Raw genomic sequence first — 21,483 nt, forward strand, 5'->3', positions numbered from 1 at the left:
GGGACCACCGGCGCCCGCGCGTCGACAGCGGGCGGCGGGTTGGCGGGAGGATCATCGGGGCATGAGCACACGAACGCTGCCGCCCCCGGAGATGGTCGAGGTCGCCTCGGGGGTGTTCGCCTACGTCCAGCCCGACGGGAGTTGGATGGTGAACAACACCGGGGTCGTCACCGGCCGCGGCGGTGAGCACGTGATGGTCGACACCACCTCCACCGAGGCGCGCAACCGGGCGCTGCTGAGCGCGGTGGCGAAGATCAGCCCGGACGCGCCGCGGGCGCTGGTGAACACCCACCACCACGGCGACCACACCTTCGGCAACTGGCTGCTGCCCGCCGGGACGCCCGTCATCGGGCACGTGGCCTGCCGCGAGGACGTCCTGGCCGCCGGGTTGATCGCCGCCGAGGTGCTGCCCGGACCCGACTACGGCCACCAAGAAGTCCGCGCGCCCGACCTGACCTTCACCGACCGGATGACCCTGCACCTGGGCGAGCGCCGGGTGGAGCTGATCCACGTCGGCCCCGCCCACACCCGCGGCGACGTCCTGGCCTGGCTGCCCGACGAGGGCGTGCTGTTCGCGGGCGACCTCGCGTTCACCGGCGGCCAGCCCTTCCTGGCCGAGGGCAGCGTCGCCGGGTACCTCAAGGCCCTGGCCCGCATCCGCGACCTCGCCCCGGACGTCCTGGTCCCCGGCCACGGCCCCGTCCGCCGCGGCGCCGAGGTGGCCCGCCTGCTCGACGACCTCGGCGCCTACGCCGACTTCGTGGCCGAGACCGCCCGCGCGGGCCACGAAGCGGGCCGGACCCCGCTGGCGGCGGCGTTCGCGGCCCGGGACAACCCCTTCGCGTCCTGGCAGGAAAACGAGCGCCTGGTCGGCAACCTGCACCGCGCCTACTCCGAACTGAACGGCGACCCGCTGGGGGCAAAGCTCCCGCTGACGGTCATCTGGCCGGACATGGTCGCCTTCAACGGCGGCCCGATCGGCTGCTACGCCTGACTTTCCCACTGACCGTTCCGAGCGCCCCGGGCCGGCCGTGTGGTTACCGGGTGCTCTGGCCGTGATCGGCAAGCGGCCCGGTTCCCGCAGCCGAATCCGGATGGCGCTCAACGGCCCCGGCTGCCCGGTCAGGTGCGATAGCCCGATGCCTTGGTGAGCCTTGCCGTCACCGGGCCAAGGGGCGCAGGACGGCGGACACACGGCCCATGCCCAGCAGCGTCACCACCACGCCGAGGACGTAGATCGCGAACGCGACGGTCAGCATCCCGGTGCCGAAGCCCTCGCGCCGCTGGTAGAGCACGTAGAGCGGGGTGGGCAGCGCGCCTGCCGCGCCATCGGCGCGCCGTAGGTCGCGACCGGTCGCCACCAGACCGTCGTGCGGAGCGGGTTCTCGACATCGAGAATCGCCTGCATGTCGAAACGGTGCTGCGGGGGTTAGCATTGTCCAACATGAATCTTGGCTAGGTCTAGCATGACTGGAGATAAGCGCATGGAGACCCGCAGGCTGCGGCACTTCCTCGCCGTCGCGGAGGAGCGCAGCTTCACCCGCGCCGCGGCGCGCCTGCACATCGTGCAGTCCGGGATCTCCGCGTCAGTCCGCGTGCTGGAAAAGGAACTCGGCGCCCCGCTGTTCGAGCGGACCACACAGCATGTCGACCTCACCCCCGCGGGCGCGGCCTTCCTGCCGGAGGCCCGCCGAATCCTGCACGCCCTGCGCGCGGCCCAGCAGGTCGTGGACGAGGTTCGCACCGGTCTGCGCGGCACGCTGGAGTTGGGCATCCTGTTCGGCCTCACGCCGACCCGGGTGCTCACCGCGCTCGCCGAGTTCCGCGCCCGCCATCCCGAGGTCGAACTCCGCCTCATCAACCCGGGGGCGCGCGGCTCCACCTCGCACGCCGAGGCCCTGCGCGACGGCGACCTCGACCTGGCGGTGCTGACGAGCACCGGCGCCGTCCCCGGCCTGCGGCTGGACCCGCTGACCACCGAGACCGTGGTCCTCGCCTGCGCCCCGGACCACCCCCTCGCCGCCCACGACACGCTCGCCCTGACTGACCTGCCGGGTCACGACCTCATCGATTTCCCCCGCGGCTGGGGAGTCCGCAACGCCGTCGACCGCGCCTTCACCGCCGCGGGCTTCCCCGACCGCGCCACCTCGTTCGAGATGAACGACATCGCCACCATCCTCGAACTCGTCCGCCACGGCCTCGGCGTCGCCTGCGTCCCCGAATCCCTGTCCCGGCAGGCGCCGGAACTGCGCTACATCCCGTTCCGCCGCCACATCCCGCGCTACGACATCGCCATCGGCTCCCCGCTCGACCGCCCGCTCAACCCGACCGCCCGCGCCTTCCACACCACCCTTCTCGGGAGTTGACGCCCTCGGGAGTCGACGCCGTGCTAGGCGGGCTTGCGGTAGACCGACACGTGCAGGGCGGACTGGGCGGTGAACGGGCCGCGTTCCCAGTCGCCCCAGCGGTGTTCCAGTTCCAGGCCCGCGATGGTGGCCATCAGGTCCATCTCGTGGTGGGTGCAGTTGCGGCCGTGCAGCGGGTAGAACGACGCCCCGTCCGGCTCGATGATCACCCAGGCGCCCCGGGAGAGACCGGTGACCGGGTCGACGAAGCCTGCGCCCAGCACCAGTTGGTCGGTTTCCACCCGGACGACGCCCAGCCGGGAATTGCCGCTGTCGCGGCTTTTGAGCAGCGCCCCGGTCTCCAGCACGAACCGGCCGCCGGGCCGCAGATGCGCGGCGGCGTTGCGGAAAAGCTGAACCTGATCCGCCTGGGTGGGCAGGACGAAAATCGAACTGGAGCCGACGTAGACCACGCTGAACACCCGGTCCAACTCGACCGTGGCCATGTCGCCGACCACCGTGGTGACCTTCGCGGAATCGGGCTTGGCGTGTAGCCGCGCGAGCATGTCCTCACTGACGTCCACCCCGACCACGTCATGCCCGCGCGCGGCCAACGGCAGCGCCAACCGCCCGGTGCCGACCCCGAACTCCAGCAGCGAGCCATCCCCGGCGAACTCGCTCAGCCTGGCGACGGCGCCATCGTCGTCCAGCATTCCCGCGTGCCACTCGTCGTAATTGGCGGCCCACCGGGTGCCATAGAGCTTCGGATCGAAGTTTTCCATGATGGCTTTCCTTGTCGCTGGAGGCGATTCACCCGCGTCGGCGCTTTTCCCGGAACGCTCGGTGAAATGTCGCGGCGCTCGCGTTCTGGCCTGCCATCAGGTTTCCGGTAGCCGCTGGACCTGTCCAGGGCGCCGGTTGTTTTCCAGTGTTTTTCGTAGTGACCGCGCGGTCAGGCAGGCTGGGCCGCGGTGACACCGCCGGGGCAGGCCAAGTGGTCCACGTCCCAGCCCGCCCGGCGCGCGCCCGCATGGTAAGCGCTGTCGAGGAACGCGAGCACGGCGGCTTTCGGGTCGGATTCGGCGCGCGCGTCGTCGTAGCGCAGCAGGGCCAGGTGGCCGTCGCCGTTGGCCACCCATTCGGCCGCCTTGAGGGGCAGCGGTTCGTCGGCGAGGCCGGTGGGCTCCGGGGCGGTGTAGGAATAGAACGCGGGCTCGCCGGTGGCCGGGTCGCCGAACCAGAAGCCGAAGCTGATCACTTCCCGAGAGTAGGCCTCGCGGGTGACCGGGTCCGCGGCGGACTGGTCCACGCGGCGGTCGGAAAAGCGGGTGTAGGCCAGGTCGAAGCTGTGCCAGAACAGGTGCACCGGGCTGGCCTTGCCGGAGAAGCCCGATGCGAATTCCTCCAGCACCAGGTTGACCTGCGACAGCACTTGCCAGGCGCGGGTCATCCAGACCGGGTCGTAGGCGCCGTGCTCGGTGTCCTCGGCGAACGGGGGGTACTCCTCCGGCAGCCCGAACGGCGACGGGTCGGCGATCTCCACCGTGACGCCGAGTGCCGCCAAAGCGTCGAGAACGCCGCGGTAGAACGAGGCCACCGACTGGCCTGCCAACGGGAACGACACCGACCGCCCGTCCACAGTGGACACCACTAGCCGGTGGCCGACGAAGTCGAAGTCGATGGTGAAGATCGGGTTGCCGTCGACCTGCCCCATGGGGCGGGTGGTGACACCGCGCCCGGTGGCGTGGAAGGGAACGTTCCACCAGTGGTTGCGGCGCGGGCTCGCGGCCAGCCGGATCTTGCCCACCACTTGGCAGAACAGGTGCACCGTCGTCTTGGTGTCCTGCCACTCGGTCAGTGGCAGCGCCGGAAACAGTTCCATGGAAACGGTTCTCCCTTCGTGCTCGCCCGCACGCCCGACAGCGCCCGCGCGGTCATGGCAGGAGGATGACCTTGCCGCCCGCGTGGCCGCCCGCGACGAACTCGTGGGCCGCCGCGGTGTCGGCGAGCGGGAAGGTGCGGGCGATGACCACGTCCAGCTTGCCGTCGACCGCCAGCGGGAACAGCTCTCGCCACGCGTCGGCGCGGATCTCCGTTCCGGGGTCGGCGCCGGGAGCGCCGCCGAGCAGCCGGATCCCGGCCGCGGCGCCGCGCTGGAAAGCGGCGATGGTGGCGATCCTGGACCGGTCGGCCACCAGTTCGAGGGAGACATCGACCGCCTCGTCTGTGCCGACCGTGTCGATGGCGACGTCGGTCTTCTCGGGGACGAGCGCGCGGACCCGGTCGGCGAGCCCCGCGCCGTAGGTTACGGGCTCGACGCCGTGCGCGCGCAGCCGCTCGTGGTGGGACTCGGCGGCCGTGCCGATCACCCGCGCGCCCCGCCCCACAGCCAGTTGCGCGGCGAGATAGCCCACTCCGCCCGACGCGCCGTGCAGCAGCACGGTGTCCCCGGACGCGACCCCGGTGGCGGCCAGGGTGTGCAGCGCGGTGGCGCCCGTGGCGAGCAGCCCAGCGGCCACCTCCCAGCCCAGGCCCGCGGGTTTGGGCAGCAGCGTCGCGGCCGGTGTGGTGACCTCGCTGGCGTAAGCGCCGGACACCGGGAACCCCACCACTTCGTCGCCTGCCCGCACCGGCCCGGCCGGGCCGACGGCGTCCGGCCCCACCGCGGTCACCACGCCGGACAGTTCGAGGCCCAGCCGCATCGGCAGCGTGCCGGGATCGTCGCCGAACGCGCCGCTGTAGCGCTTGTGGTCGATCGGGTTCACCCCGGCCGCGCGCACCAGCACGGTCGCCTCGCCGGGACCGGGCGCGGGCACCGGTTCCTCGCGCACGGACAGCATTTCCGGTCCACCGAATCCGGTGGCCACCACAATCACAGCCATGGTCCGCCAAACCCTTCCGCGCTGGCGTCTATTCCGTCCCAGGTGCGGTGGCGGACTCGGCGAGTCCACCTGGGACACCGGCCGGGGCGCCGACGCCTGGAGCCAGTAGAACCGGAAACCGGCGACCGGGCAACACGGCGCCGAGGTTCAGGGGAGACGGCCCTCGCAGCGGGGGTCGGTGGCGCCCTGGGGGACTTTGACCGGCAGCAGCCAGTCCATGGCGGCGTCCTCGACCAGCCAGCCGCCCGCGGTGACCGCGCTGTAGGGGATCTGCTCCGGGCCCTGGCACAGGGACTTGGCCTTGATCAGGCTGTTGGGCACGAACCGGATGTCGCCGTGGGCGTCGAGCAGGGTGGTCATGGTGTCGTCGACGGTGACGACGTTGCCCAGGACGACGGTGGCGGGGCGGTCGTCGGTGGCGCGCAGCTCCACCGCCACCGCGGGCAGCACGGGGACGCGCAGGAACATCGCGATCAGGGCGAACGGGGCGACCAGCCCGCCGACCGACGCGATCGCGTGCGTGGCCGTCTTGGCGACCCGCTCGGGCAGGGGACCGGTCAGCAGCGGGCCGAACAGCGGCGGCAGGAGCAGCAGCAGGGCCAGCGGCGCCTCACCCCGGCTGAACGCCGCCGCGATCGCGCCGCCGAACCACAGGTACTCCAGCGCCGCGACCGCGATCGGCAGCAGCACGCACACCGGGAACACCAGGTCGTCGCGGCCGCGTCTGCGCGTGGTCAGCCCGGCGATCGCGCACGCCAGCAGCAGCAGGGTCGGGATGAACCGCAGCTGCCACACCAGCAGCGCCCACACCACCGACCCGATCACCAGCCAGTTCGGGGTCCGCTCGACCGTGCGCTCCAGCCGGGACTCGCGGCCGGGGGCGCGGCTCACCAGCGACAGCAGGCCGAGCAGGTGCGCGGTCAGCAGGATCGCGGGCGGCACCGCCAGCAGGCTGATCACCAGCGAGCTGGCCAGTTCCAGCGCGTGCACGTGCTGCACCAGCAGCAGCATCGTGTTGAGGTCCTGGCCGCTGAGCTGCCACAGCCGCAGCACCAGCAGGACGATCGGGAACGCCGGGAGCAGGGTCAGGGTCCACTGGAAACCGCGAACCTCATCAGACCCGCCAGCCTCTCCCATGGCCATTGCCGAACCTCCACCTCCACCGCGCCCCGTTGCTGGTCCAGTGGGATGAGCTGCTCGGGACTGTGCCTGGCCATCGGCCGCAGGTGCCGGTTGTACGCGTCCTCCCACCGTTTGTCGGCCGGGTCGTTCTGCGACCGGTACAGCGCCAGGTTCACCAGGGTCCGCAGCGGCTCGTTGCCCCCGGTGTTGACCGCCCACAGCTCCTTGGCCTCCAGCGCGATGTCGTGGTGGCGCAGCTCGTCGGGGTAGCGCTGGGCGAAGCCCGCGAGGATCGCCGCGTCCGTGGTGACCGAGCCGACCTTGCCCGCGCGCAGCAGGTCGACGCAGCCCGCGATCGTCAGGTCGTAGACGATCTTCGCGCCCGCCGTCTCAGCGGCCCGCACGGACGTGGAGGTGGTGAGCGTGCACACCGACTCGCCCGCGAGCTCGGTGAGCGCCAGCACCGGCCGGTGGTCCTTGCGGGTCAGCACCGACTGCTCGGTCTCCAGGTAGGGGAACGAGAAACTGACCCCGCCGACCGCCGCGCGCTCCGGGGTGTCGCTGTAGGTCGCCACCACCAGGTCGACGCGCCTGCCGTCGGCGCCGCGCATCTTGGAGCGGTCCTCGTTCTCGATCTCGACCAGCCGCACCTTGCTCGGCTCGAACCCGAGGTCGGCTGCGATCAGGTAGGCGATGTCGATGTCGAACCCGGAGAGCACCCCGGTGTCCGGGTCGAGGAAGCCGATGCCGGGCATGTCCGTCTTCACGCCGATGACCAGCTCGGACTTCCCCTTGAGCCCGGCCTGCTCCTTGAGCTCGTCCTCGGTGGGCACCTGTTCCCACCACACCGCGACCGCGATCCCCGCCGCGACCAGCGCCGCGGCGATCAAGGCCGCGAACCGCACCCACTTCGGCCTCTGGTCCCCATCCGCCATGGGCGGATCCTTTCACGATCAACTAGTGCGCGACCAAGGATTCGGGACATTCGCCGGGTCCCCGTTGGTGCTGGTGGTGCCGGTGAGGGGCCAGTGGGGGCGCTCAGTTCGGGTGAAGACCGGTCGGTAGGCGCGCGCGGCGGAAGACCATGCGGAGGACGACTCGCGACTTCCGAGGATGGCCACCGATGACCGCCGACATCCAGCAGACCGCACCCCCTCGTTCGCTCGCCGCCACCGCCGCCCACCGCACCGACGGCGATCTCACGCTGCACGGCATCCAGTTGGCGTGGACCGTCGGCGCGAACAGCGGCGATGACTGGCCGCCGCCCGCCGACTGGAACGACGGGGTCAACCCGCCCTACCCCCATGTCTACGAGGTGTGGCTGAACGGCGGCGAGATCAAGCAGACCGCCGGGCTGTACTGGCCCACCTGGTCCCCGGGCTGGCAGTGGGCCCGCGCGCACTGGGTGTGCCTGGGCGCCGAGCCCGCCTCCGAATACCGGGTCAAGATCCGCGCCAAGCTGGACGGCGGCGCGTGGAGCGAGTTCACCGACGAGGTCACCGTCGCCACCGCGGACACCCAGCCCTACGCCGCGCTCCCGGCCAGGCAGGAGACCACCGTGTCCGCGAGCCCTCGGCACGGCAGCGTCGACCACCCGGTGAGCCGCGCGGTCCGGGTCATCCGCGACAACGACCCGGCCGAGATCTGCCGCCGTGCCCGCGAGCTGAACACCAGCAGCACCTGGCAGGAGGTCGTGCCGCCCGCCGACGCGATGCTCGCCGACCCGCCGTGGAACGGCTCCTACCTGGAGTACCGCAAGTTCTTCCACGGCCCGGACGTCGCCTCCGCGGGCAACGCCGCCTTCGCCGGGCTCGACCTGGTCGGCGACTGGCCGGTCACCTACCTGGCGGGCGGGGAGACCACGCACACGTTCAGCTACGCCTACACGGCCCACCACGTCGACCACACCTGGACCCACCAGTGGTTCGTCACCAAGGACGGCTGGGACCGCCAGGGCGGGGTGACCTGGGACGCCCTGGAACCCGTGCCGTTCATGACCGAGACCCACGGCGACCCCGCCGTCACCAGTTACACCACCGAGACGCTCCCCGCGAAGACCGGCAAGCACGTCATCGTCAACGTCTGGGGCGGCCACGGCGGCCCGAGGGACCAGCACGGCAACTTGGTGGGCGAGTTCTTCATGTCCTGCTCGGACGTCGAGTTCGACTGACAGGCCCCGCCGTCCTCCGCCTATCCTGAGCCAGGGGAGGTGGGGGACAGGTGGAGTTCGACCGCAGAGTCGCGTGGCCGCAGGTGCCCGCGATCAACAAAATCAACAAGGCCAGGGCCGCGATGGCCCACGAGCGCGGCTGGGAGTTCGCCGAGGAAGCGCCCGCTCTGCTGCAGCGGTGGCCGGTCCTGCCGTTCACCGACCGCGGCGACATGCGGCTGGCGTACGGGGCGCTGAGCGGGACCAACGACGGCTTGGCGTTCACCGTGTTCGAGTTCATCCGCAGGCCGACCGTGATCGCCACGAAGGCCATGGGCATGACGGTCAACAAGCAGCACCGGTTCAGCACGGACTCGGTCTGGGTGGTGCGCCTGCCCGCGCCGATGCCGTACTTCCAGATCACGTCCCGCGACCAGGTGTACTTCGACCTGCCCAGCAGCCCACGCCCGACCACAGCCGACCGCAAGTTCAACCGCCGCTACCGACTGGTGGATACCGACCCGTCGTTGGCGGCGCAGGTGCTCACCCCGCAGATCGTGGCCCTGTCCCTGGAAGCGCGCCTGGGCACCTGGTCGCTGCTGGGGTCGGAGCTGGTGTACGCGGAGAACACCATGCTGGGCATGACCTCCCCGGCGAAGGTGCTGGAGACCCTGGCCAAGCTCGCCGCCCTGATCTCCTGCCTTCCCTTCCACCTCGGCGGCGGTCAGCCCCCGGTTGCCTACCCGCCCCAGCAGCTTCCGGCTGGCCCGCCGGAGTCGGGGTATGTGTTTGTTCCGGCGGCTGATTCGTCGGGGGGTTTCCCGCCCCAGCAGCTTCCGGCTGGCCCGCCGGAGTCGGGGTATGTGTTTGTTCCGGCGGCTGATTCGTCCGGGGGTTTCCCGCCCCAGCAGCCGTCGACCGGCCCGCCGCAGTCCGGGTACGTGTTCGTTCCGGCGGCCGATCCGCGGGCGGGTTTCCCGCCGCGGCAGCCGCAGGCCGGTGCGCCGTGGCCGGAGCAGGGGTATCCGCAGCAGTCCGCTCAGGTGTCCGGTCCGCGGCCGGACCATCCGCCGCGCCACCCTGGTCCGCCCGCCCACCAGCCGGACCATGCCCCGAGGCAGGTCCCGTCCGCTCAACCGGGTCCGCCGCCGCAGTGGCCGGGCTATCCGCCACCCGGTCAGCAGTGGGGCTATCCGCCCCCACAACCCGGTTACCCGCCCCCGCGCCAACCGGGTTACCCGCCACCCGCTCAGCAGCAGGGCTACCCGGCCGGTCACCAACAGGGCTATCCAGCCGGTCAGCAGCCGTACCAGCAGTCCGGTCCGCCGGTCGCACCCCAGCCGGGGCACCCGCCCGCGCAGCCGTACGGCCAGGCTCCCCAGCCCCACCAGTGGGGTCCGCCGCCTCCCCCAGGGCAGCCCACACCGCCTGATCACCTTGGTTACCCGACATCGGACCGGTGACCAGGAGTGATCCTCGGCACGTGATCAGCCGAAGGTGCGCCGGAAGCGCCGCCAGGACGGCCCGATCGCGGGCGGCCTGGTCACGCTGGGCTTGACGGCGTGCCAGGTCGCGTCCCAGTTGTCCACCGGACCGGCGAGGTTCGCGCACACCGCGCGCGCCAGGCTCTCGGGGCCGCGGCCCCGCCACGGCACGGTCACGAAAACCTGGTAGTCGTCCGCCATCCAGAGACCCACCTGGAACAGCTCCGGATCACGGTAGTCGTTCCCGACGGACCGGGGCTCGAGGCCGAGGCCGCGCAGCCGTTCCCGGTCCACGTTCGCCAGGACAAGCCGCCCGGCGGTCCGCTCCGGGGTCTCCCACGAGTGGTCGGCGGACGCCCGGGCGATCTCCGCGCCGTACGTCGCCGCCGCGAAGACGAAAGCGCGGTTCTCGGCCGCCCGGGGCAGCCATTCCCAGTGCACCCGATCGTCTTCCCGGACAATGACGACGTCGGTCGGCCCGCAGCCGTAGTCGCCGCACGAGCAGCGCCCGATCGGCACTGTCCGCGGCTCGTCGGTGGCCACCAGGCGGTTGTCCGGGACGAGGACCTTGTACGGGTCCATGCCCAGCCCCCCGCCCGCCGCGGTCAACACCTCCCCGTTGACCCGCACCCGCACCTCGAAACCGGCGTGAGTAGGAGTATTCGCCTCAGCCACCTCCAGTCGGAGCTGGTCGACGCGACCCGAATGGTTTTTGCCCATCGCCCGATCATCTCCCAGCACCGCGGTCCGCCCGAGCGATTTATCGCGACAGGGCGGCGTCCAGTTCCGCAGGCGGCTTGGCCTTCGGGCGCGCGCCGGTTGCTTGCCGCTTGCGGGGTCTTCGGGGCCCCTACGAAGGAAGATCGCCCGTGTGAAAGAGGGTGGGAAGCCTTCGGCCGCACATGCTTCTTTTCGCCGCCTCACAACAAACTTCGCCCGTCCACGTCAAGGCAAGCCTCACGGGCGCCGCAAGATGGCCGCCAGTTCCTCGGCGAAACCGTCCTCCAGCTTCCCGTTGTCGTTGAGGGCGCGCAGGATGCCCTGCCGGAACACGCGGCTGAACTCCGGGTAGTTCCGGGTGACCGGACGCAGGCGCGCCCCGTCGAGCGCGGTGCGCACCGCCTGCCGGTCGGGCCGTTTCGCGTTGCTGAACGCGGACTGCCGGGTCGGGGCGAATCCGCCGATCTCGGACAGGAGCAGTTGGCTCTGCGCGCTGGTGAGGAACTCGATGAGCGCCTGCGCCGCCCGGGGCTTGTCCGTCGACGCCGAGATCGCGAGGTTCTGGCCGCCGAGCACGCTCGGGCTGGGCGGGACGGCGACACCGAACGGCACGCTCTCGCCCACCCGGTCCACGGCGACCGGCCAGTTGCGCATGTACAGCGTCCGGCCCTCCCGGAACGCGTCTGACGCCGCGGTCTCCGCGGTCTTCCTGGCCTCGTCGTCCTCGGTCAGCACGATGTCGGGGTCCCGAGAGGCCGCCGCCAGGTTCGCGATCCCCTTCAGGTCGGCCTGTCCGAAGTAGACCTCGCTCTTGTCCGGGTTGTGCAGGACCTGCCCGGTCTTGTCGACCACCTCGCCGCCCGCCGCCCAGATCGCCTCGAACGCGGTGACGGTCAGCACTTCCTCGTTGGCCAGCTGCGCGGCGTTCGCCGCCGCGACGCCGGGCGTGCGGGCAGCCGCTGCCTTGGCGGCGGAACCGTAGTAGTCGTCCCAGGTCTTCGGGCTGACGACGCCGGGAATGTCGGTGCGGTGGAACAGCAGCCCGACGTCGGTGTTGAACGGCAGCGCCCACAGCGTCCCGCCGCGCTTGCAGGTGTCGAGCACCTTGGGCACGAAGTCGCCGGTGTCCTGCGCGGAGAGCCGGGCCTGGTCCAGCGGGCGGATGTAGCCGCGGTCGGCGAACTGGGCCATCCACACCACGTCGAGGACGTAGACGTCGGCCTCGTGCTCGCCGTCGGGCTTGGCGTCGTTGACCATCCGGGCGTTCTGCTGGTCCGGCTCGCCCGGCGAGACGTTGAAGACGACGGGGTTGTCGGGATTGAGCTGGTTCCACTGGTTCACCAGCATCGACCTCGGGTCGCTCGCGCTCTCGCTGAACCCGGTCATCAGGACCAGCGGCCCGGGCTCCAAACCGGTCGACGCGGGGCGGAAGGCCACCCCGGCGGCCACGATGGCGACCACCGTGAGCCCGATCCCGACCTGCTTCAACGGCCGCCGCAGCGCCCGGCCGAGCCTGCCCGCCAGGTCCACGAACCCGATGTTGGCCCGCTCGGGGTTGTGCCAGACCGTCCGGATCGCCTTGGGCAGGAAGTTGACCGAGACGCCGGAAAGGATCACCACCACCCCGACCGCCAGCAGGCGCAGGACCGAGCCCGCGCTCCACCGGTGGTCCGTCTCCGCCGCCAGCAGCAGCGAGGTCAGCAGCACGGACGTCGAGGTGATGGCGATGACCACGACCAGGACCAGCGTGACCACGAAGACGCGATAGCGGGGACTCCAGCGTCCCCCGGAATCGGGCATGTCCCCACCTTTCCCGTGATCGGGCAAACTACGGAACACCAACCGGGCGACGCTGTCAATCCACCGATAAAACGAATCAGCGACCGGCGATCCCCGGACGGTCAACGGACAAACCCGTTCGGGGGCAAGGAAAAATTTCTCGATCGTGGTGTTCGGGAACGGTTTACCTTGGCCTTCTCGATATCGAACGGAGGCCGCGATGGCGCAGGAGAAGCCGGACACCGCTGTCGTCCTCACCCACCAGGCCATCGCGGTGAGCGAGTCCGACCCGGCGCGGGAGCGGGAGTCGCTCGGTCGCGCTGGCCAAGGACGAGGACTACGAGCCCGCGTGGCGCTGGCTCGCCGAACTGGTCGACAACACCTGGACGAGGTGAACCGCGCGGGCGAGAATCCCCGCCGTCACCCCGTCCGCGGGCGCGCCGCGGGTGACCGAGGACAGCGACTGGTACTTCCGCGGCATATTCGGCACCCGCACGGAAAGCGCCTTCCTCGCAGGCTACGCCGCCCGGGTCCTTGGCTCGGCGACGGCCGCCATCGTGTTCGAGGACACCGAGGCGGGCCGGGCCGGCGATGAGAGAACCTGCTTCCGCTGGTGCTGCTCAACAACGTGACGTCCCAACTCCCGTCGGTCAGCTACACCGCCGCCCTGGAATGGGGCTACTACGCCTTCATCCGGCTGGCCGCGATCTGCGTCCTGATCGCCATGCTCCGAAAACGCCTGGCCACCGTCGGCCGCAACGACCTGGAACGCCAAGCTGACCACGGCCGCCCGGATCGGCTATCCGGCCTACATCCTCGGCCTGGTGCTCACTTGCCTGGTCGTCTTCAGTTGATCGTCACGCCCCGGTGGTGGAGCCGGGGCGCACGATCATCAGGACGGTGACCGTGGCCCACAGCAGGTTGAACACACCGGTGTGCATGGCCAACCGCGCGCTCAGGGCGGGAACGGGCGTGCCCGCGGCGAGGATCTGGTTCTGGCGGGGGAGAATCAGCAGCGCCAGCACGCCTGCCGCGGCGGCGGTCAGCAGAATCGAGACGATCACCCACGGGTCGCCCATCACCCGCATGGCGCCCGCGGTGGCGAAGCCGAACACCGGGACCGCGATCCCGACCGCCGCGTAGACCCGGCAGATTCGGTGCAGGACACCGAGTTGGTCGCTGTTGCCCGCGCGGCGGGCGGCGGCGGGGAACATGCTCGCCGCGACCGTCACCGGGCCGATCGCCACGATCGCGGCCAGCACGTGCAGGATGAGCAGGATCTTGGTCACGCCGCGCCCGCCGACCAGACCGTGCCGCGGCGCTCGTGCGCGATGAGGGTTTCGACCTCGTGGGCGACGCGCGGGCTCACCTCGCGTTCCAGTAGGTACAGCGCCACATCGAGGCCGGAGGTCACCGCGGCGCCGGTCACCAGGTCGCCGTCGTCGACCACCCGCGCGTCGATGGCGACCGCCCCGGCGGCGGCCAGGGCGTCGCGCCCCAGGTGATGCGTGGTCGCGGGCCTGCCGGTGATCAGGCCCGCCATCGCGAGCAGCAGCGAGCCGCCGCACACCGTGGCCACGGTCAGCCCCGGCCGGTCGAGGGATTCTTTGAGCAGCGCGGGCAAACCGGTGCCGAGCGCGCGGGCCAGGATCGCCGGAATGCTGTCTTCCCGGGTGTCCTGGTCGCCATCTGGCAGCCGCCCCGACGCGCCCGGCACGACGACCAGGTCGGCGCGCGCGGGCTCCAGTCGGGCCGTCGCCCGCAACGACAGCGGGCTGATTCCGCTGGGCACCTCGCGCGCCCCCTCGGCCGAGACGAGTTCGACGGTCAGCGCACCATCGGCGATGGGCCCGCCCGCGGCCAGCACCTCGTAGGGGGCCACGACGTCCAGTGGGTCGAAGCCGTCGAACAACACGACCTGGGCAAGCATCCGCGCTCTCCTTGTCTCGGGTGGGGAAAACGCTAGGGACAGCGAGCGATCCGGAGAAGTGGCCGGATTGCCAGGTTCCAACGGATTCTCGCCATCGGCCGGGTCGGGCCAGTAGGTTCCGGTCATGCGCACCGTCGCCGTGCTGGCTCTGGACCAGGTCATCCCGTTCGACCTCGCCACCCCGATCGAGGTCTTCACCCGCACCCGGCTGCCCGACGGCGGCCCCGCCTACCAGGTCCGCGTCTGCGGCGCCACACCGACCGTCACCACCGCCGCGTTCACTTTCCAGCCGCCGCACGACCTGACCGCCCTGGCCGAGGCGGACACGGTCATCGTCCCCGGCCTCACCGACCCGACCGCACCGGTCCCGCCCGAAGCCATCGCCGCGCTCCGCCATGCCGCGGCCGCGGGCGCGCGCATCGCCTCGATCTGCGTCGGCGCGTTCGTCCTCGCCGCCACCGGCCTGCTCGACGGCCGCCGCGCCACCACGCACTGGCTCGCCGCGGCCGCGCTCGCCGCCCGCCACCCGGAGATCGACGTCGACCCGCACGTCCTCTACGTCGACAACGGCCAGTTCCTCACCTCGGCGGGCGCCGCCGCCGGGCTCGACCTGTGCCTGCACCTGATCCGCCGCGACCACGGCTCCGCGGTGGCCGCGGACGCCGCCCGCCTGTCGGTCATGCCCCTGGAACGCGAAGGCGGACAAGCGCAGTTCATCGTCCACGACCAGCCGCCGACGCCCCGAGGTTCCACGCTGGAACCCCTCCTGCAATGGCTGGAGGAAAACGCGGCCAAGGACTTGGCCCTCGACGACATCGCCGCCCACGCGGGCATGAGCGCCCGCACCCTCAACCGCCGCTTCCGCGAGCAGACCGGCACCACGCCCCTGCAGTGGCTCCACCGGGCCCGCGTGCGCCGCGCCCAACACCTCCTGGAGGCCACCACCCACCCGGTGGACCGCATCGCCACCGAGGTCGGCTTCACGTCCCCGACCACCTTCCGCGACCGCTTCAAACGCGTCGTCGGCACCAGCCCCAACGCCTACCGCGCCGCCTTCCGCCGCCCCACCGCGGGCTGAGAAGGCGTGGGCCGCCGCGACGACGGGTTCTGGCGGGACCTGTGCGCCCTGCTGCGGTCGCTGCCGTTCGCCGGGCGGGTCCCGGGGGTGCGGCGGCGCGCCGCGGGGTATCTGGCGGGGTTCGACCGGGTGGTCGCGCCGATCGTCGCGGCGGCTGTGCCGGAGCCGGGGGACCGGGCGCGGGCGGCGGCGGTGCTGCGGGCGACGAGCGTGAAACTGGGCTTCCTCGTCGCCGGGTACGCCGCGATGGCGCGGGTGCCGGTGCGGCCGGACCTGCTGGTCCTGACCGGCGCGATCACCCGGGTGTACGACGACCTGTTCGACCACTTCGGCGGACCGGAACTCGACGACCGGCTGGCGGAGTTGTTTCGTGGTGGGGCGTTCGAGCCGCGCGGTGACATGGAGCGGCTTTTCCTCGGTCTGTACCGTGAAGTCGAGCGGCGGCTCGATCGGAGCCCCGATGCCCCACATGATGTGGTCTTCGCCGCGCTGGCCGCGGTGCACGAGCACCAGGCCTGGTCGCGCGGGCAGGCCGACCCGGAGATCGGGTCAGCGGAGATCGCGCGGATCACCGAGGGCAAGGGCGGCCACGGCATGGTCGTGCTGCTGTCGTTGGCCACGCCGCCGATGAGCAGGGTCGAGGCGGACCTGGTCTACGAACTCGGCGCGATCCTGCAACGGCTCGACGACTACCAGGACGCCGAGCCGGACGCGGCGACCGGGGTGGCCACGGCCGCGACGCGGGGGGAGGCGACCCTGGACGACATCCGCGCCGCGCTGCGCGGCCTCGCGCCCCGGCTGCGCGCCCACTACGGCAGCGAGCGGCCACTCTACGCGGTCCTGCACGCGACCCTGTGGATGTCGTTCGCGCGCAGGCGGTGCCCGAACCTGGGCCGGGTCCTGCGCGGATTCCGCACGCCGCTGGCGGTCCTGCTGCGGCGCGCGGGGAGCCTGGCGGACGGAAAGACGCGCTAGCCCCGTCACGCGCGGGCAGACTGGGACGAGAAGGGAAGGTGTGACCATGGCCGGTGAGACGTGGAGCGACTGGGAAACACCCCGCCCTGACCTGGCCGTGCCCCTCGCCGCCCGCCCGACGGTCCTGTCCCGGGCCATGGCCGCGCCCCGCGAACCCGACTTCACCATGGCGCGCCACCAGACGCTGGTCATCGCCCTGTCCTCGGGCGCGCTGATGCTGGCGGCCCAGACGCTGGTCGTGGACTCCGCGCGGGCGCCGGTCATCGCGGCCGCCGTTGTGCTGGTCCTCTACGCCCTCGCGCGCGAGGTGTATCTGCTGGCGCTGGAGCGGCGACAGCGCGCCTTCGAGCCGGACTGGCTGGCGCGGCGGTCGGAAACCTTGCGGGACAGCGAGTTCGAGGTGGTCCGCTGTGTCGTCGGCGACCGGGTCTACGACCTGTCCGACGGCGAGCAGGCCGCCCGGCTGCTGGCGTCGGCGGACGCCGACACCCGCGTCGAGATCGACTTCACCTACCCGCCCGCCGCCATCGAACGTGCCAGCAGCAGATTCGGCGACATCCGGTTCCGCCCGATCCGCGCCGAGGCCCCGCCCCGGGCGCGGTTCCCCGACGCCCGCTACGGCCTCCAAGCCAGCGGCCGCAAGACGTTCTGGCGGCTCGGCGCGAGTGTGGTGGTCACGATCGCCGCGCCAGCCGGTCGCGCAGCAACTCGTGCCGGAACTGGTAGGTCGGCCCGACCAGGCGCAGCACGCCCAGTCGGTGGGCGTCCCGCAGAAATGCCATGAGCCGCACCGGGGTCCGCCCGCGCAGCGCCAGCCACAGCCGGGCGGTGTTGAACCGGCTGGACGCGCTGGTCGCGTAGATCGCCAGGCCGAGCCCGCCCGCCCCGAGCAGCACGCCCACCGCGGCGCCGAGCAGGCCGACGAGCACCGGGTGGGCCACCGGCACCACCAGTCCCAGGCCGGACACCCCGACGACGCCGCCGAGGAACCCGCCCGCCAGGCCGCCGAGCACAGCGCCGAGACCGGCGGCGAACAGCACCGCGCGCTTGTCGTCGCGGTGCAAGGATTCGGGGGTGACCGCCTCGGTCGGCTCGGTCGGCTCGGTGAAGCGGCGCACCATCCCGTAGGCGACGCCGAAGACCAGGCCGATCGCCACGCCGTAGAGACCGCCCCAGAGGACACCGACCGCCACCCCGCCCGCGACCGCGCCGACGGCGCCGAACAGCAGGTCCCGGCCGAGTTCGCCGCGGCGCAGCACCCGGGGGACGAACCGGCGCGGGGCCTCGGCCGGGAGCAGGCCCAGCCCGGTCCCGCCGCTGACGCCGATGGCCGCGCCGAGCAGCAGGCCAAGGCCCGGCTGGCCGAACAGGCCGAGCAGCAGCCAGCCCAGCAGCGCGGCGAGCGGCCCGCCCACCAGCACGCCGCGCATGACGAACACCGTCGTCGGGACCGCGCGCCACAGCCGCCACCACGACAGGTCCCGGAACTCCCGCGCCAGATAGGACAACCAGCGCTCGGCCTGCTCCGGGTTCCAGCGCGGCGGCTCGTGCGCGGGGTTCTGCAGCGGCGACGGCGGCCGGGTGGTGAACGCCTGGCGGGTGAACTCGTCCAGCAGGGTGGCTTCGACCTGCTCGGCGTCCGGCACCCGCAGCAGGGCGGCCGGGTCCTTGCGCGGATCGGCGTACACGGCGCGCGCCAGCGACAGCATCAGCGGCGTGCGCAGCGCGTGCCCGAGCGGGGTGCCGGTCCGCTCGGTGAGGTCGGCCAGGACCGGCGCCCAGCGCTCGACGCTCGCCTGCGGGGTCGACTCGCGCAGATAGCCCGCGATCGCCTCGTCGGGCAGCGGCAGCAACTCGACCACGTGCGAGTCGCTGATCACGCCCCCGGCGTTGGCCGCGGCGAACTCGGCGGCGCGGCAGGTGAGCACGGACGGGCGGGCGCTGCCGAGATCGGCGTCCAGCGCCCGCAGCGCGGCGGGCCGCTGGTCCTCGGCCAGTTCGTCAAGCCCGTCGAGCACCAGCAGGATCCGGTCCTGGTTCAGCAGTTCCCGGGCGGCGGTAGGGCCATACCGCGACTCGTTGGCGAGGAACGGGTAAATGTCGAGCAGGCTGGACAACAGCCAGGAGTCAAGGTTCTCGGCGGGATTCCACGCGGAGATCTGCAGCAGCACCGGCACCCGGCGCGCCTCCGGCCGCCGCAGCAGTTCCAGCGTCAGCAGCAGGCACAGCCCGGTCTTGCCCGAGCCCGGTTCCCCGACGACAACGGTGCGCCGGGGATCGTCGGCGAAGTCGGCGACGAACTGGTCGAGGTCGATCTCGTGGGAGCCGCGCGGGATGCGGCAGCGCACGGGTAATCGGCGCGACCGGTCCAGCGACCGCCTGCGCGCCTCCGCCTCCCACTGCTTGCGCACCTCGGCGGCCAGCGCGTCGGCCGCCGCGTCCACCTGCTCGGCGGAACTGGCTCGCGCGGCCGGTTTCCACTTGGTGGCGGACAGGAACTGGGTCACCGCGGCCGCGCCGGACAGGATCGTCAGCAGCGTCGCAGCCGCGCCCGCGTCCTTGCGCGCCCACATCAGCGTCAACCCGAGAACCAGCAACCCCCACACGGCGACCTGGGTGAGCGCGACACGTCGGGACACCTGGACAGTTAACCCAACCCGGGTGGCTGACGCCAGTAACTCGGTGGCAGGCGGGGCAGGCGCGTGGCTAGCCTCCGTCCATGATCTACGAGCACCCACTGGCGTATCTGCTTGGTGTCGAAGGAATCGCGTTGCTGCGCGCTTTCCGCGGCGAGCACGACAGCGACTTCGTGGCCGCGCGGATCGCCGAGATCCGCCGGTTGCTCGACGACGAGTCGCTGGCGGACGCGGCTGTGCAGGTCGAGCGGGTCGACACGGTCACGGGCTACCGGCTGTGGTCGCCGACCTACGACAACGCCAACACCGCTTTCGACGTCGACGGCCCCGTGGTCGAGGAGATCGTCGGCGCGCTGCCCTCGGGCCGCGCCCTGGACGCGGCCTGCGGCACCGGCCGGATGGCGCGGGCGCTCGCCGCGCACGGGCACAGCGTGATCGGCGTCGACAGCTCACCCGACATGCTCGCGCTGGCGCGCGAGCGGGTCCCCGAAGCCGAGTTCCGGCTCGGCGACCTGCGTCGGCTGCCGGTTTCCGACGCCGAGGCGGACCTGGTGGTCTGCTCGCTCGCGCTGACCCACGTGCCCGACCTCAACCCGGTGCTGGCGGAGTTCGCCCGGGTCCTGCGGCCAGGCGGACACCTGGTGATCTCCGACATCCACCCGGAAAGCGTCGCCCGCGGCTCGGTCCCCACCGTGCGCGGCCCGGACGGCAGGCCCGGCAGGCTGGTCGCGCATCCGCACCGGGTCGGCGACTTCCTGCGCGCCGCCCTCGCGGCGGGTATGCGCCCGCTGCGCTGCGAGGAACCCGGTTTGCCCGCACCGCAAGACGATCCGGCGCCGAATCCCACCGCGCGGCCTTCGTCGGCGCCGGAACCCGCTGGGCGGCAGCCCGTCAACGACACGCAGCCCGTCAACGACACCCCGCCGGGGTTGGGACCGTGGGACCTGTGGCCGTGGTCCCTGGCCACCCTGGTTCCAGAAGCGGCCCAAGCCGCCGCGGCGGGCACGCCCGCCGCGATCATCTGGCACTTCCAGACGGCCGCCCGCGGGTAGGGAGGACTCGGCCCGGCTCCGGTGCGAGCCGCCCGGAGGCCGGGCCGAGGCGGGTCAACTGGTGGGTGTGGCGGCCCCTGGGCGGGTGATGGTGTCGGCGAGCAGGAATTCCTCGTCGGCGTAGGTCTCGAACAGGGCGGCCTCGGCGAGGCCGTACTCGCCGCTGTACTTGTCGTAGGCGAACCGCTGCACGGTGCCGGTGACCGTGACCGTCGTGCCCTCGCCGAAGTCGGCCTGCTCGCCCTTGAAGAGCACGAGCAGTGTGTCGTCGCCCTGGTCACTCGCGTCGAGGACGACGGACTCGTCGGTGAGGTCCTGCTTGACGGGGGCGGTGACGGTGACCTGCCTGCCCACGTGCTTGTCATCGGCGAAGTAGCCCGCGCCCGCGTCCTGCCCGTCGTCGCCGTCGGACTGACCGGGCTGGACCGTGGTCGTGGTGGGCACACCGGGGACGTCCGCTCCGGGGTCGGGGGTGTCGTCGTCGCCGCAGGCGGCCAACAGCGGGGCCACGCCGAGCGCGATGGTGGTGGCGAGCAGGCGGAGCGAGCGGCGGGAGCGGTGGTCGATCATGATCGCCTTTCGGTGCGGGTGTCGAGGTGGGACAGGGCTACCCACCGCCGCCGTGGTGATGCGCGCTGTCACCCGATCGCCCGACATCACGGAGATGTCTCGGTCGGCCGCCATCGGGATTGCCGCCGCCCGGCACGGGGACTACCTCATCGACATGACACGCCGTATCACGTGGAGGAGTTCGCTGATGACGACACCCGGTGGCACCCCGGCGAACGACCGCGCCGGTCACCCCGTCGACCCCGCGCTGGGTGCGCAGCCCAAGACCGGCCCGCGGGCGTCGACGGCCGAGCCCGCGGTCGACCGGACGATGACCGGCGCGCGTGCCCGGGACGGGTTCGCCGCCACCCTGCCCAGCGGGCTGGTCCTGCTGGCCGGGGTCTGGCTGATCATCGCGCCGTTCGCGCTCGGCTACCCCACGGGCAGCCCCTTCTGGAACGACATCGTCGTCGGCGGCGTGGTCGCCGCGCTGGCGCTGGTCCGCGTCGCGCTGCCGCGCTCGGTGGCCTGGCTCAGCCTGGTCAACGCCGCGCTGGGCTTCTGGCTCATCGCCGCGCCGTTCGCGCTGGGCCACCCGGACACCGCACCCGCGTCGGTGGGCAACGACGTGGTCGTGGGCGTCCTGATCGTCGTGCTGTCCGGGACAAGCGCACTGCTCACCTTCGCTGCCCGCGCGGACCGCGCCCGGGGCGAGGCGCCCGCGCGCTGACCGCGCCCGCCCCGCCACCGGCGCCTTTCCACACTCGAGTTCCGATTGTTAC

The 21,483-nt window shown here is 72.0% G+C and carries 22 protein-coding genes; 10 read left to right on the plus strand and 12 right to left on the minus strand.

Features of this window, described 5'->3' with window-relative positions; all coding sequences use genetic code 11:
- Positions 1–61: 61 nt before the first annotated feature.
- Positions 62–994, plus strand: coding sequence for an MBL fold metallo-hydrolase (locus BLS56_RS20265; protein WP_091453321.1), 933 nt, complete (start codon positions 62–64; stop codon positions 992–994).
- A 166-nt stretch (positions 995–1,160) separates the two neighbouring features.
- Here BLS56_RS20265 and BLS56_RS20270 read toward each other — a convergent pair whose 3' ends face one another.
- Positions 1,161–1,361 carry a hypothetical protein gene (locus BLS56_RS20270; protein WP_091453323.1) on the minus strand — a complete coding sequence of 67 codons (201 nt, stop codon included), beginning with the start codon at positions 1,359–1,361 and terminating at the stop codon, positions 1,161–1,163.
- A gap of 105 nt (positions 1,362–1,466) precedes the next feature.
- On the opposite strand from BLS56_RS20270, the gene BLS56_RS20275 reads away from it, so the two are divergent.
- Positions 1,467–2,366, plus strand: a complete 900-nt coding sequence (locus tag BLS56_RS20275; RefSeq protein WP_228771795.1) for a LysR family transcriptional regulator — start codon at positions 1,467–1,469, stop codon at positions 2,364–2,366.
- Positions 2,367–2,389: 23 nt separating this feature from the next.
- Here BLS56_RS20275 and BLS56_RS20280 read toward each other — a convergent pair whose 3' ends face one another.
- From BLS56_RS20280 to BLS56_RS20300, 5 genes are all read right to left on the minus strand, one after another.
- Complete coding sequence (locus BLS56_RS20280) at positions 2,390–3,127, minus strand: class I SAM-dependent DNA methyltransferase (RefSeq protein ID WP_091453330.1); 738 nt, start codon at positions 3,125–3,127, stop codon at positions 2,390–2,392.
- A 170-nt stretch (positions 3,128–3,297) separates the two neighbouring features.
- Positions 3,298–4,227, minus strand: a complete 930-nt coding sequence (locus BLS56_RS20285; RefSeq protein ID WP_091453332.1) for a DUF5996 family protein — start codon at positions 4,225–4,227, stop codon at positions 3,298–3,300.
- Between the two features lie 52 nt (positions 4,228–4,279).
- Complete coding sequence (locus BLS56_RS20290; protein ID WP_091453334.1) at positions 4,280–5,227, minus strand: quinone oxidoreductase family protein; 948 nt, start codon at positions 5,225–5,227, stop codon at positions 4,280–4,282.
- Positions 5,228–5,374: 147 nt separating this feature from the next.
- Positions 5,375–6,370 (minus strand): hypothetical protein, encoded by a 996-nt coding sequence (locus BLS56_RS20295; RefSeq protein WP_091453338.1) that lies wholly within the window; start codon positions 6,368–6,370, stop codon positions 5,375–5,377.
- A complete protein-coding gene (locus BLS56_RS20300) occupies positions 6,313–7,284 on the minus strand; it encodes a transporter substrate-binding domain-containing protein (protein WP_091453340.1) in 972 nt (323 codons plus the stop codon). The genes BLS56_RS20295 and BLS56_RS20300 overlap by 58 nt, the downstream gene beginning before the upstream one ends.
- 188 nt (positions 7,285–7,472) lie before the next feature.
- Here BLS56_RS20300 and BLS56_RS20305 point away from each other — a divergent pair, with 188 nt between their 5' ends.
- Positions 7,473–8,519 carry a lytic polysaccharide monooxygenase auxiliary activity family 9 protein gene (locus BLS56_RS20305; RefSeq protein WP_175482943.1) on the plus strand — a complete coding sequence of 349 codons (1,047 nt, stop codon included), beginning with the start codon at positions 7,473–7,475 and terminating at the stop codon, positions 8,517–8,519.
- 50 nt (positions 8,520–8,569) lie between these two features.
- Positions 8,570–9,961, plus strand: a complete 1,392-nt coding sequence (locus BLS56_RS31615; protein WP_175482944.1) for a hypothetical protein — start codon at positions 8,570–8,572, stop codon at positions 9,959–9,961.
- Positions 9,962–9,985: 24 nt separating this feature from the next.
- On the opposite strand, the gene BLS56_RS20315 is transcribed toward BLS56_RS31615, so the two are convergent.
- Together BLS56_RS20315 and BLS56_RS20320 are read right to left on the minus strand one after the other, a co-directional pair.
- Positions 9,986–10,702 carry a hypothetical protein gene (locus tag BLS56_RS20315; RefSeq protein ID WP_139190842.1) on the minus strand — a complete coding sequence of 239 codons (717 nt, stop codon included), beginning with the start codon at positions 10,700–10,702 and terminating at the stop codon, positions 9,986–9,988.
- 237 nt (positions 10,703–10,939) lie between these two features.
- Positions 10,940–12,502, minus strand: a complete 1,563-nt coding sequence (locus BLS56_RS20320) for an extracellular solute-binding protein (RefSeq protein ID WP_175482945.1) — start codon at positions 12,500–12,502, stop codon at positions 10,940–10,942.
- A gap of 425 nt (positions 12,503–12,927) precedes the next feature.
- On the opposite strand from BLS56_RS20320, the gene BLS56_RS30760 reads away from it, so the two are divergent.
- On the plus strand, positions 12,928–13,113 hold the full coding sequence (locus BLS56_RS30760) for a hypothetical protein (RefSeq protein WP_139190844.1): 186 nt from the start codon (positions 12,928–12,930) through the stop codon (positions 13,111–13,113).
- A gap of 225 nt (positions 13,114–13,338) precedes the next feature.
- Here BLS56_RS30760 and BLS56_RS20325 read toward each other — a convergent pair whose 3' ends face one another.
- Together BLS56_RS20325 and BLS56_RS20330 are read right to left on the minus strand one after the other, a co-directional pair.
- Entirely contained in the window at positions 13,339–13,770 is a 432-nt protein-coding gene (locus BLS56_RS20325; RefSeq protein ID WP_091453350.1) for a hypothetical protein, read from the minus strand.
- Positions 13,767–14,411, minus strand: coding sequence for a DJ-1/PfpI family protein (locus BLS56_RS20330; RefSeq protein ID WP_091453353.1), 645 nt, complete (start codon positions 14,409–14,411; stop codon positions 13,767–13,769). Before BLS56_RS20330 ends, BLS56_RS20325 begins: the two co-directional genes overlap by 4 nt.
- A 124-nt stretch (positions 14,412–14,535) precedes the next feature.
- Here BLS56_RS20330 and BLS56_RS20335 point away from each other — a divergent pair, with 124 nt between their 5' ends.
- The 3 genes from BLS56_RS20335 to BLS56_RS20345 are packed head-to-tail and all read left to right on the plus strand — an operon-like array spanning position 14,536 to position 17,248.
- Positions 14,536–15,489, plus strand: coding sequence for a GlxA family transcriptional regulator (locus tag BLS56_RS20335; protein ID WP_091453355.1), 954 nt, complete (start codon positions 14,536–14,538; stop codon positions 15,487–15,489).
- A 6-nt stretch (positions 15,490–15,495) separates the two neighbouring features.
- Positions 15,496–16,464: a hypothetical protein gene (locus BLS56_RS20340; protein ID WP_091453358.1), complete on the plus strand. Its 969-nt coding sequence runs from the start codon at positions 15,496–15,498 to the stop codon at positions 16,462–16,464.
- 46 nt (positions 16,465–16,510) lie between these two features.
- Positions 16,511–17,248: a hypothetical protein gene (locus tag BLS56_RS20345; protein ID WP_139190846.1), complete on the plus strand. Its 738-nt coding sequence runs from the start codon at positions 16,511–16,513 to the stop codon at positions 17,246–17,248.
- On the opposite strand, the gene BLS56_RS20350 is transcribed toward BLS56_RS20345, so the two are convergent.
- Entirely contained in the window at positions 17,139–19,103 is a 1,965-nt protein-coding gene (locus BLS56_RS20350) for an NACHT domain-containing protein (protein ID WP_091453362.1), read from the minus strand. The two genes, BLS56_RS20345 and BLS56_RS20350, sit on opposite strands and share 110 nt — an antisense overlap.
- An 80-nt stretch (positions 19,104–19,183) precedes the next feature.
- Between BLS56_RS20350 and BLS56_RS20355 the strand changes: the two genes are divergently transcribed.
- A complete protein-coding gene (locus BLS56_RS20355) occupies positions 19,184–20,152 on the plus strand; it encodes a class I SAM-dependent methyltransferase (RefSeq protein WP_091453365.1) in 969 nt (322 codons plus the stop codon).
- A gap of 54 nt (positions 20,153–20,206) precedes the next feature.
- On the opposite strand, the gene BLS56_RS20360 is transcribed toward BLS56_RS20355, so the two are convergent.
- Positions 20,207–20,722 carry a hypothetical protein gene (locus tag BLS56_RS20360; protein ID WP_091453368.1) on the minus strand — a complete coding sequence of 172 codons (516 nt, stop codon included), beginning with the start codon at positions 20,720–20,722 and terminating at the stop codon, positions 20,207–20,209.
- A gap of 187 nt (positions 20,723–20,909) precedes the next feature.
- Between BLS56_RS20360 and BLS56_RS20365 the strand changes: the two genes are divergently transcribed.
- Complete coding sequence (locus tag BLS56_RS20365) at positions 20,910–21,431, plus strand: SPW repeat protein (RefSeq protein WP_175482946.1); 522 nt, start codon at positions 20,910–20,912, stop codon at positions 21,429–21,431.
- Positions 21,432–21,483: the final 52 nt, after the last annotated feature.

This window comes from Actinokineospora iranica (genome assembly GCF_900101685.1).
Taxonomy (GTDB): Bacteria; Actinomycetota; Actinomycetes; order Mycobacteriales; family Pseudonocardiaceae; genus Actinokineospora; species Actinokineospora iranica.

Excerpts from the sequence above, each read along its gene's own strand:
- BLS56_RS20315 (WP_139190842.1), bottom strand. The coding sequence starts at position 10,702 with ATGGGCAAAAACCATTCGGGTCGCGTCGACCAGCTCCGACTGGAGGTG.
- BLS56_RS20285 (WP_091453332.1), bottom strand. The coding sequence starts at position 4,227 with ATGGAACTGTTTCCGGCGCTGCCACTGACCGAGTGGCAGGACACCAAG.
- BLS56_RS20360 (WP_091453368.1), bottom strand. The coding sequence starts at position 20,722 with ATGATCGACCACCGCTCCCGCCGCTCGCTCCGCCTGCTCGCCACCACC.
- BLS56_RS20305 (WP_175482943.1), top strand. The coding sequence starts at position 7,473 with ATGACCGCCGACATCCAGCAGACCGCACCCCCTCGTTCGCTCGCCGCC.
- BLS56_RS20345 (WP_139190846.1), top strand. The coding sequence starts at position 16,511 with ATGGCCGGTGAGACGTGGAGCGACTGGGAAACACCCCGCCCTGACCTG.
- BLS56_RS20320 (WP_175482945.1), bottom strand. The coding sequence starts at position 12,502 with ATGCCCGATTCCGGGGGACGCTGGAGTCCCCGCTATCGCGTCTTCGTG.
- BLS56_RS20290 (WP_091453334.1), bottom strand. The coding sequence starts at position 5,227 with ATGGCTGTGATTGTGGTGGCCACCGGATTCGGTGGACCGGAAATGCTG.
- BLS56_RS20365 (WP_175482946.1), top strand. The coding sequence starts at position 20,910 with ATGACGACACCCGGTGGCACCCCGGCGAACGACCGCGCCGGTCACCCC.
- BLS56_RS20335 (WP_091453355.1), top strand. The coding sequence starts at position 14,536 with ATGCGCACCGTCGCCGTGCTGGCTCTGGACCAGGTCATCCCGTTCGAC.
- BLS56_RS20280 (WP_091453330.1), bottom strand. The coding sequence starts at position 3,127 with ATGGAAAACTTCGATCCGAAGCTCTATGGCACCCGGTGGGCCGCCAAT.
- BLS56_RS20355 (WP_091453365.1), top strand. The coding sequence starts at position 19,184 with ATGATCTACGAGCACCCACTGGCGTATCTGCTTGGTGTCGAAGGAATC.
- BLS56_RS20330 (WP_091453353.1), bottom strand. The coding sequence starts at position 14,411 with ATGCTTGCCCAGGTCGTGTTGTTCGACGGCTTCGACCCACTGGACGTC.
- BLS56_RS20275 (WP_228771795.1), top strand. The coding sequence starts at position 1,467 with ATGACTGGAGATAAGCGCATGGAGACCCGCAGGCTGCGGCACTTCCTC.
- BLS56_RS20300 (WP_091453340.1), bottom strand. The coding sequence starts at position 7,284 with ATGGCGGATGGGGACCAGAGGCCGAAGTGGGTGCGGTTCGCGGCCTTG.
- BLS56_RS20295 (WP_091453338.1), bottom strand. The coding sequence starts at position 6,370 with ATGGCCATGGGAGAGGCTGGCGGGTCTGATGAGGTTCGCGGTTTCCAG.
- BLS56_RS20265 (WP_091453321.1), top strand. The coding sequence starts at position 62 with ATGAGCACACGAACGCTGCCGCCCCCGGAGATGGTCGAGGTCGCCTCG.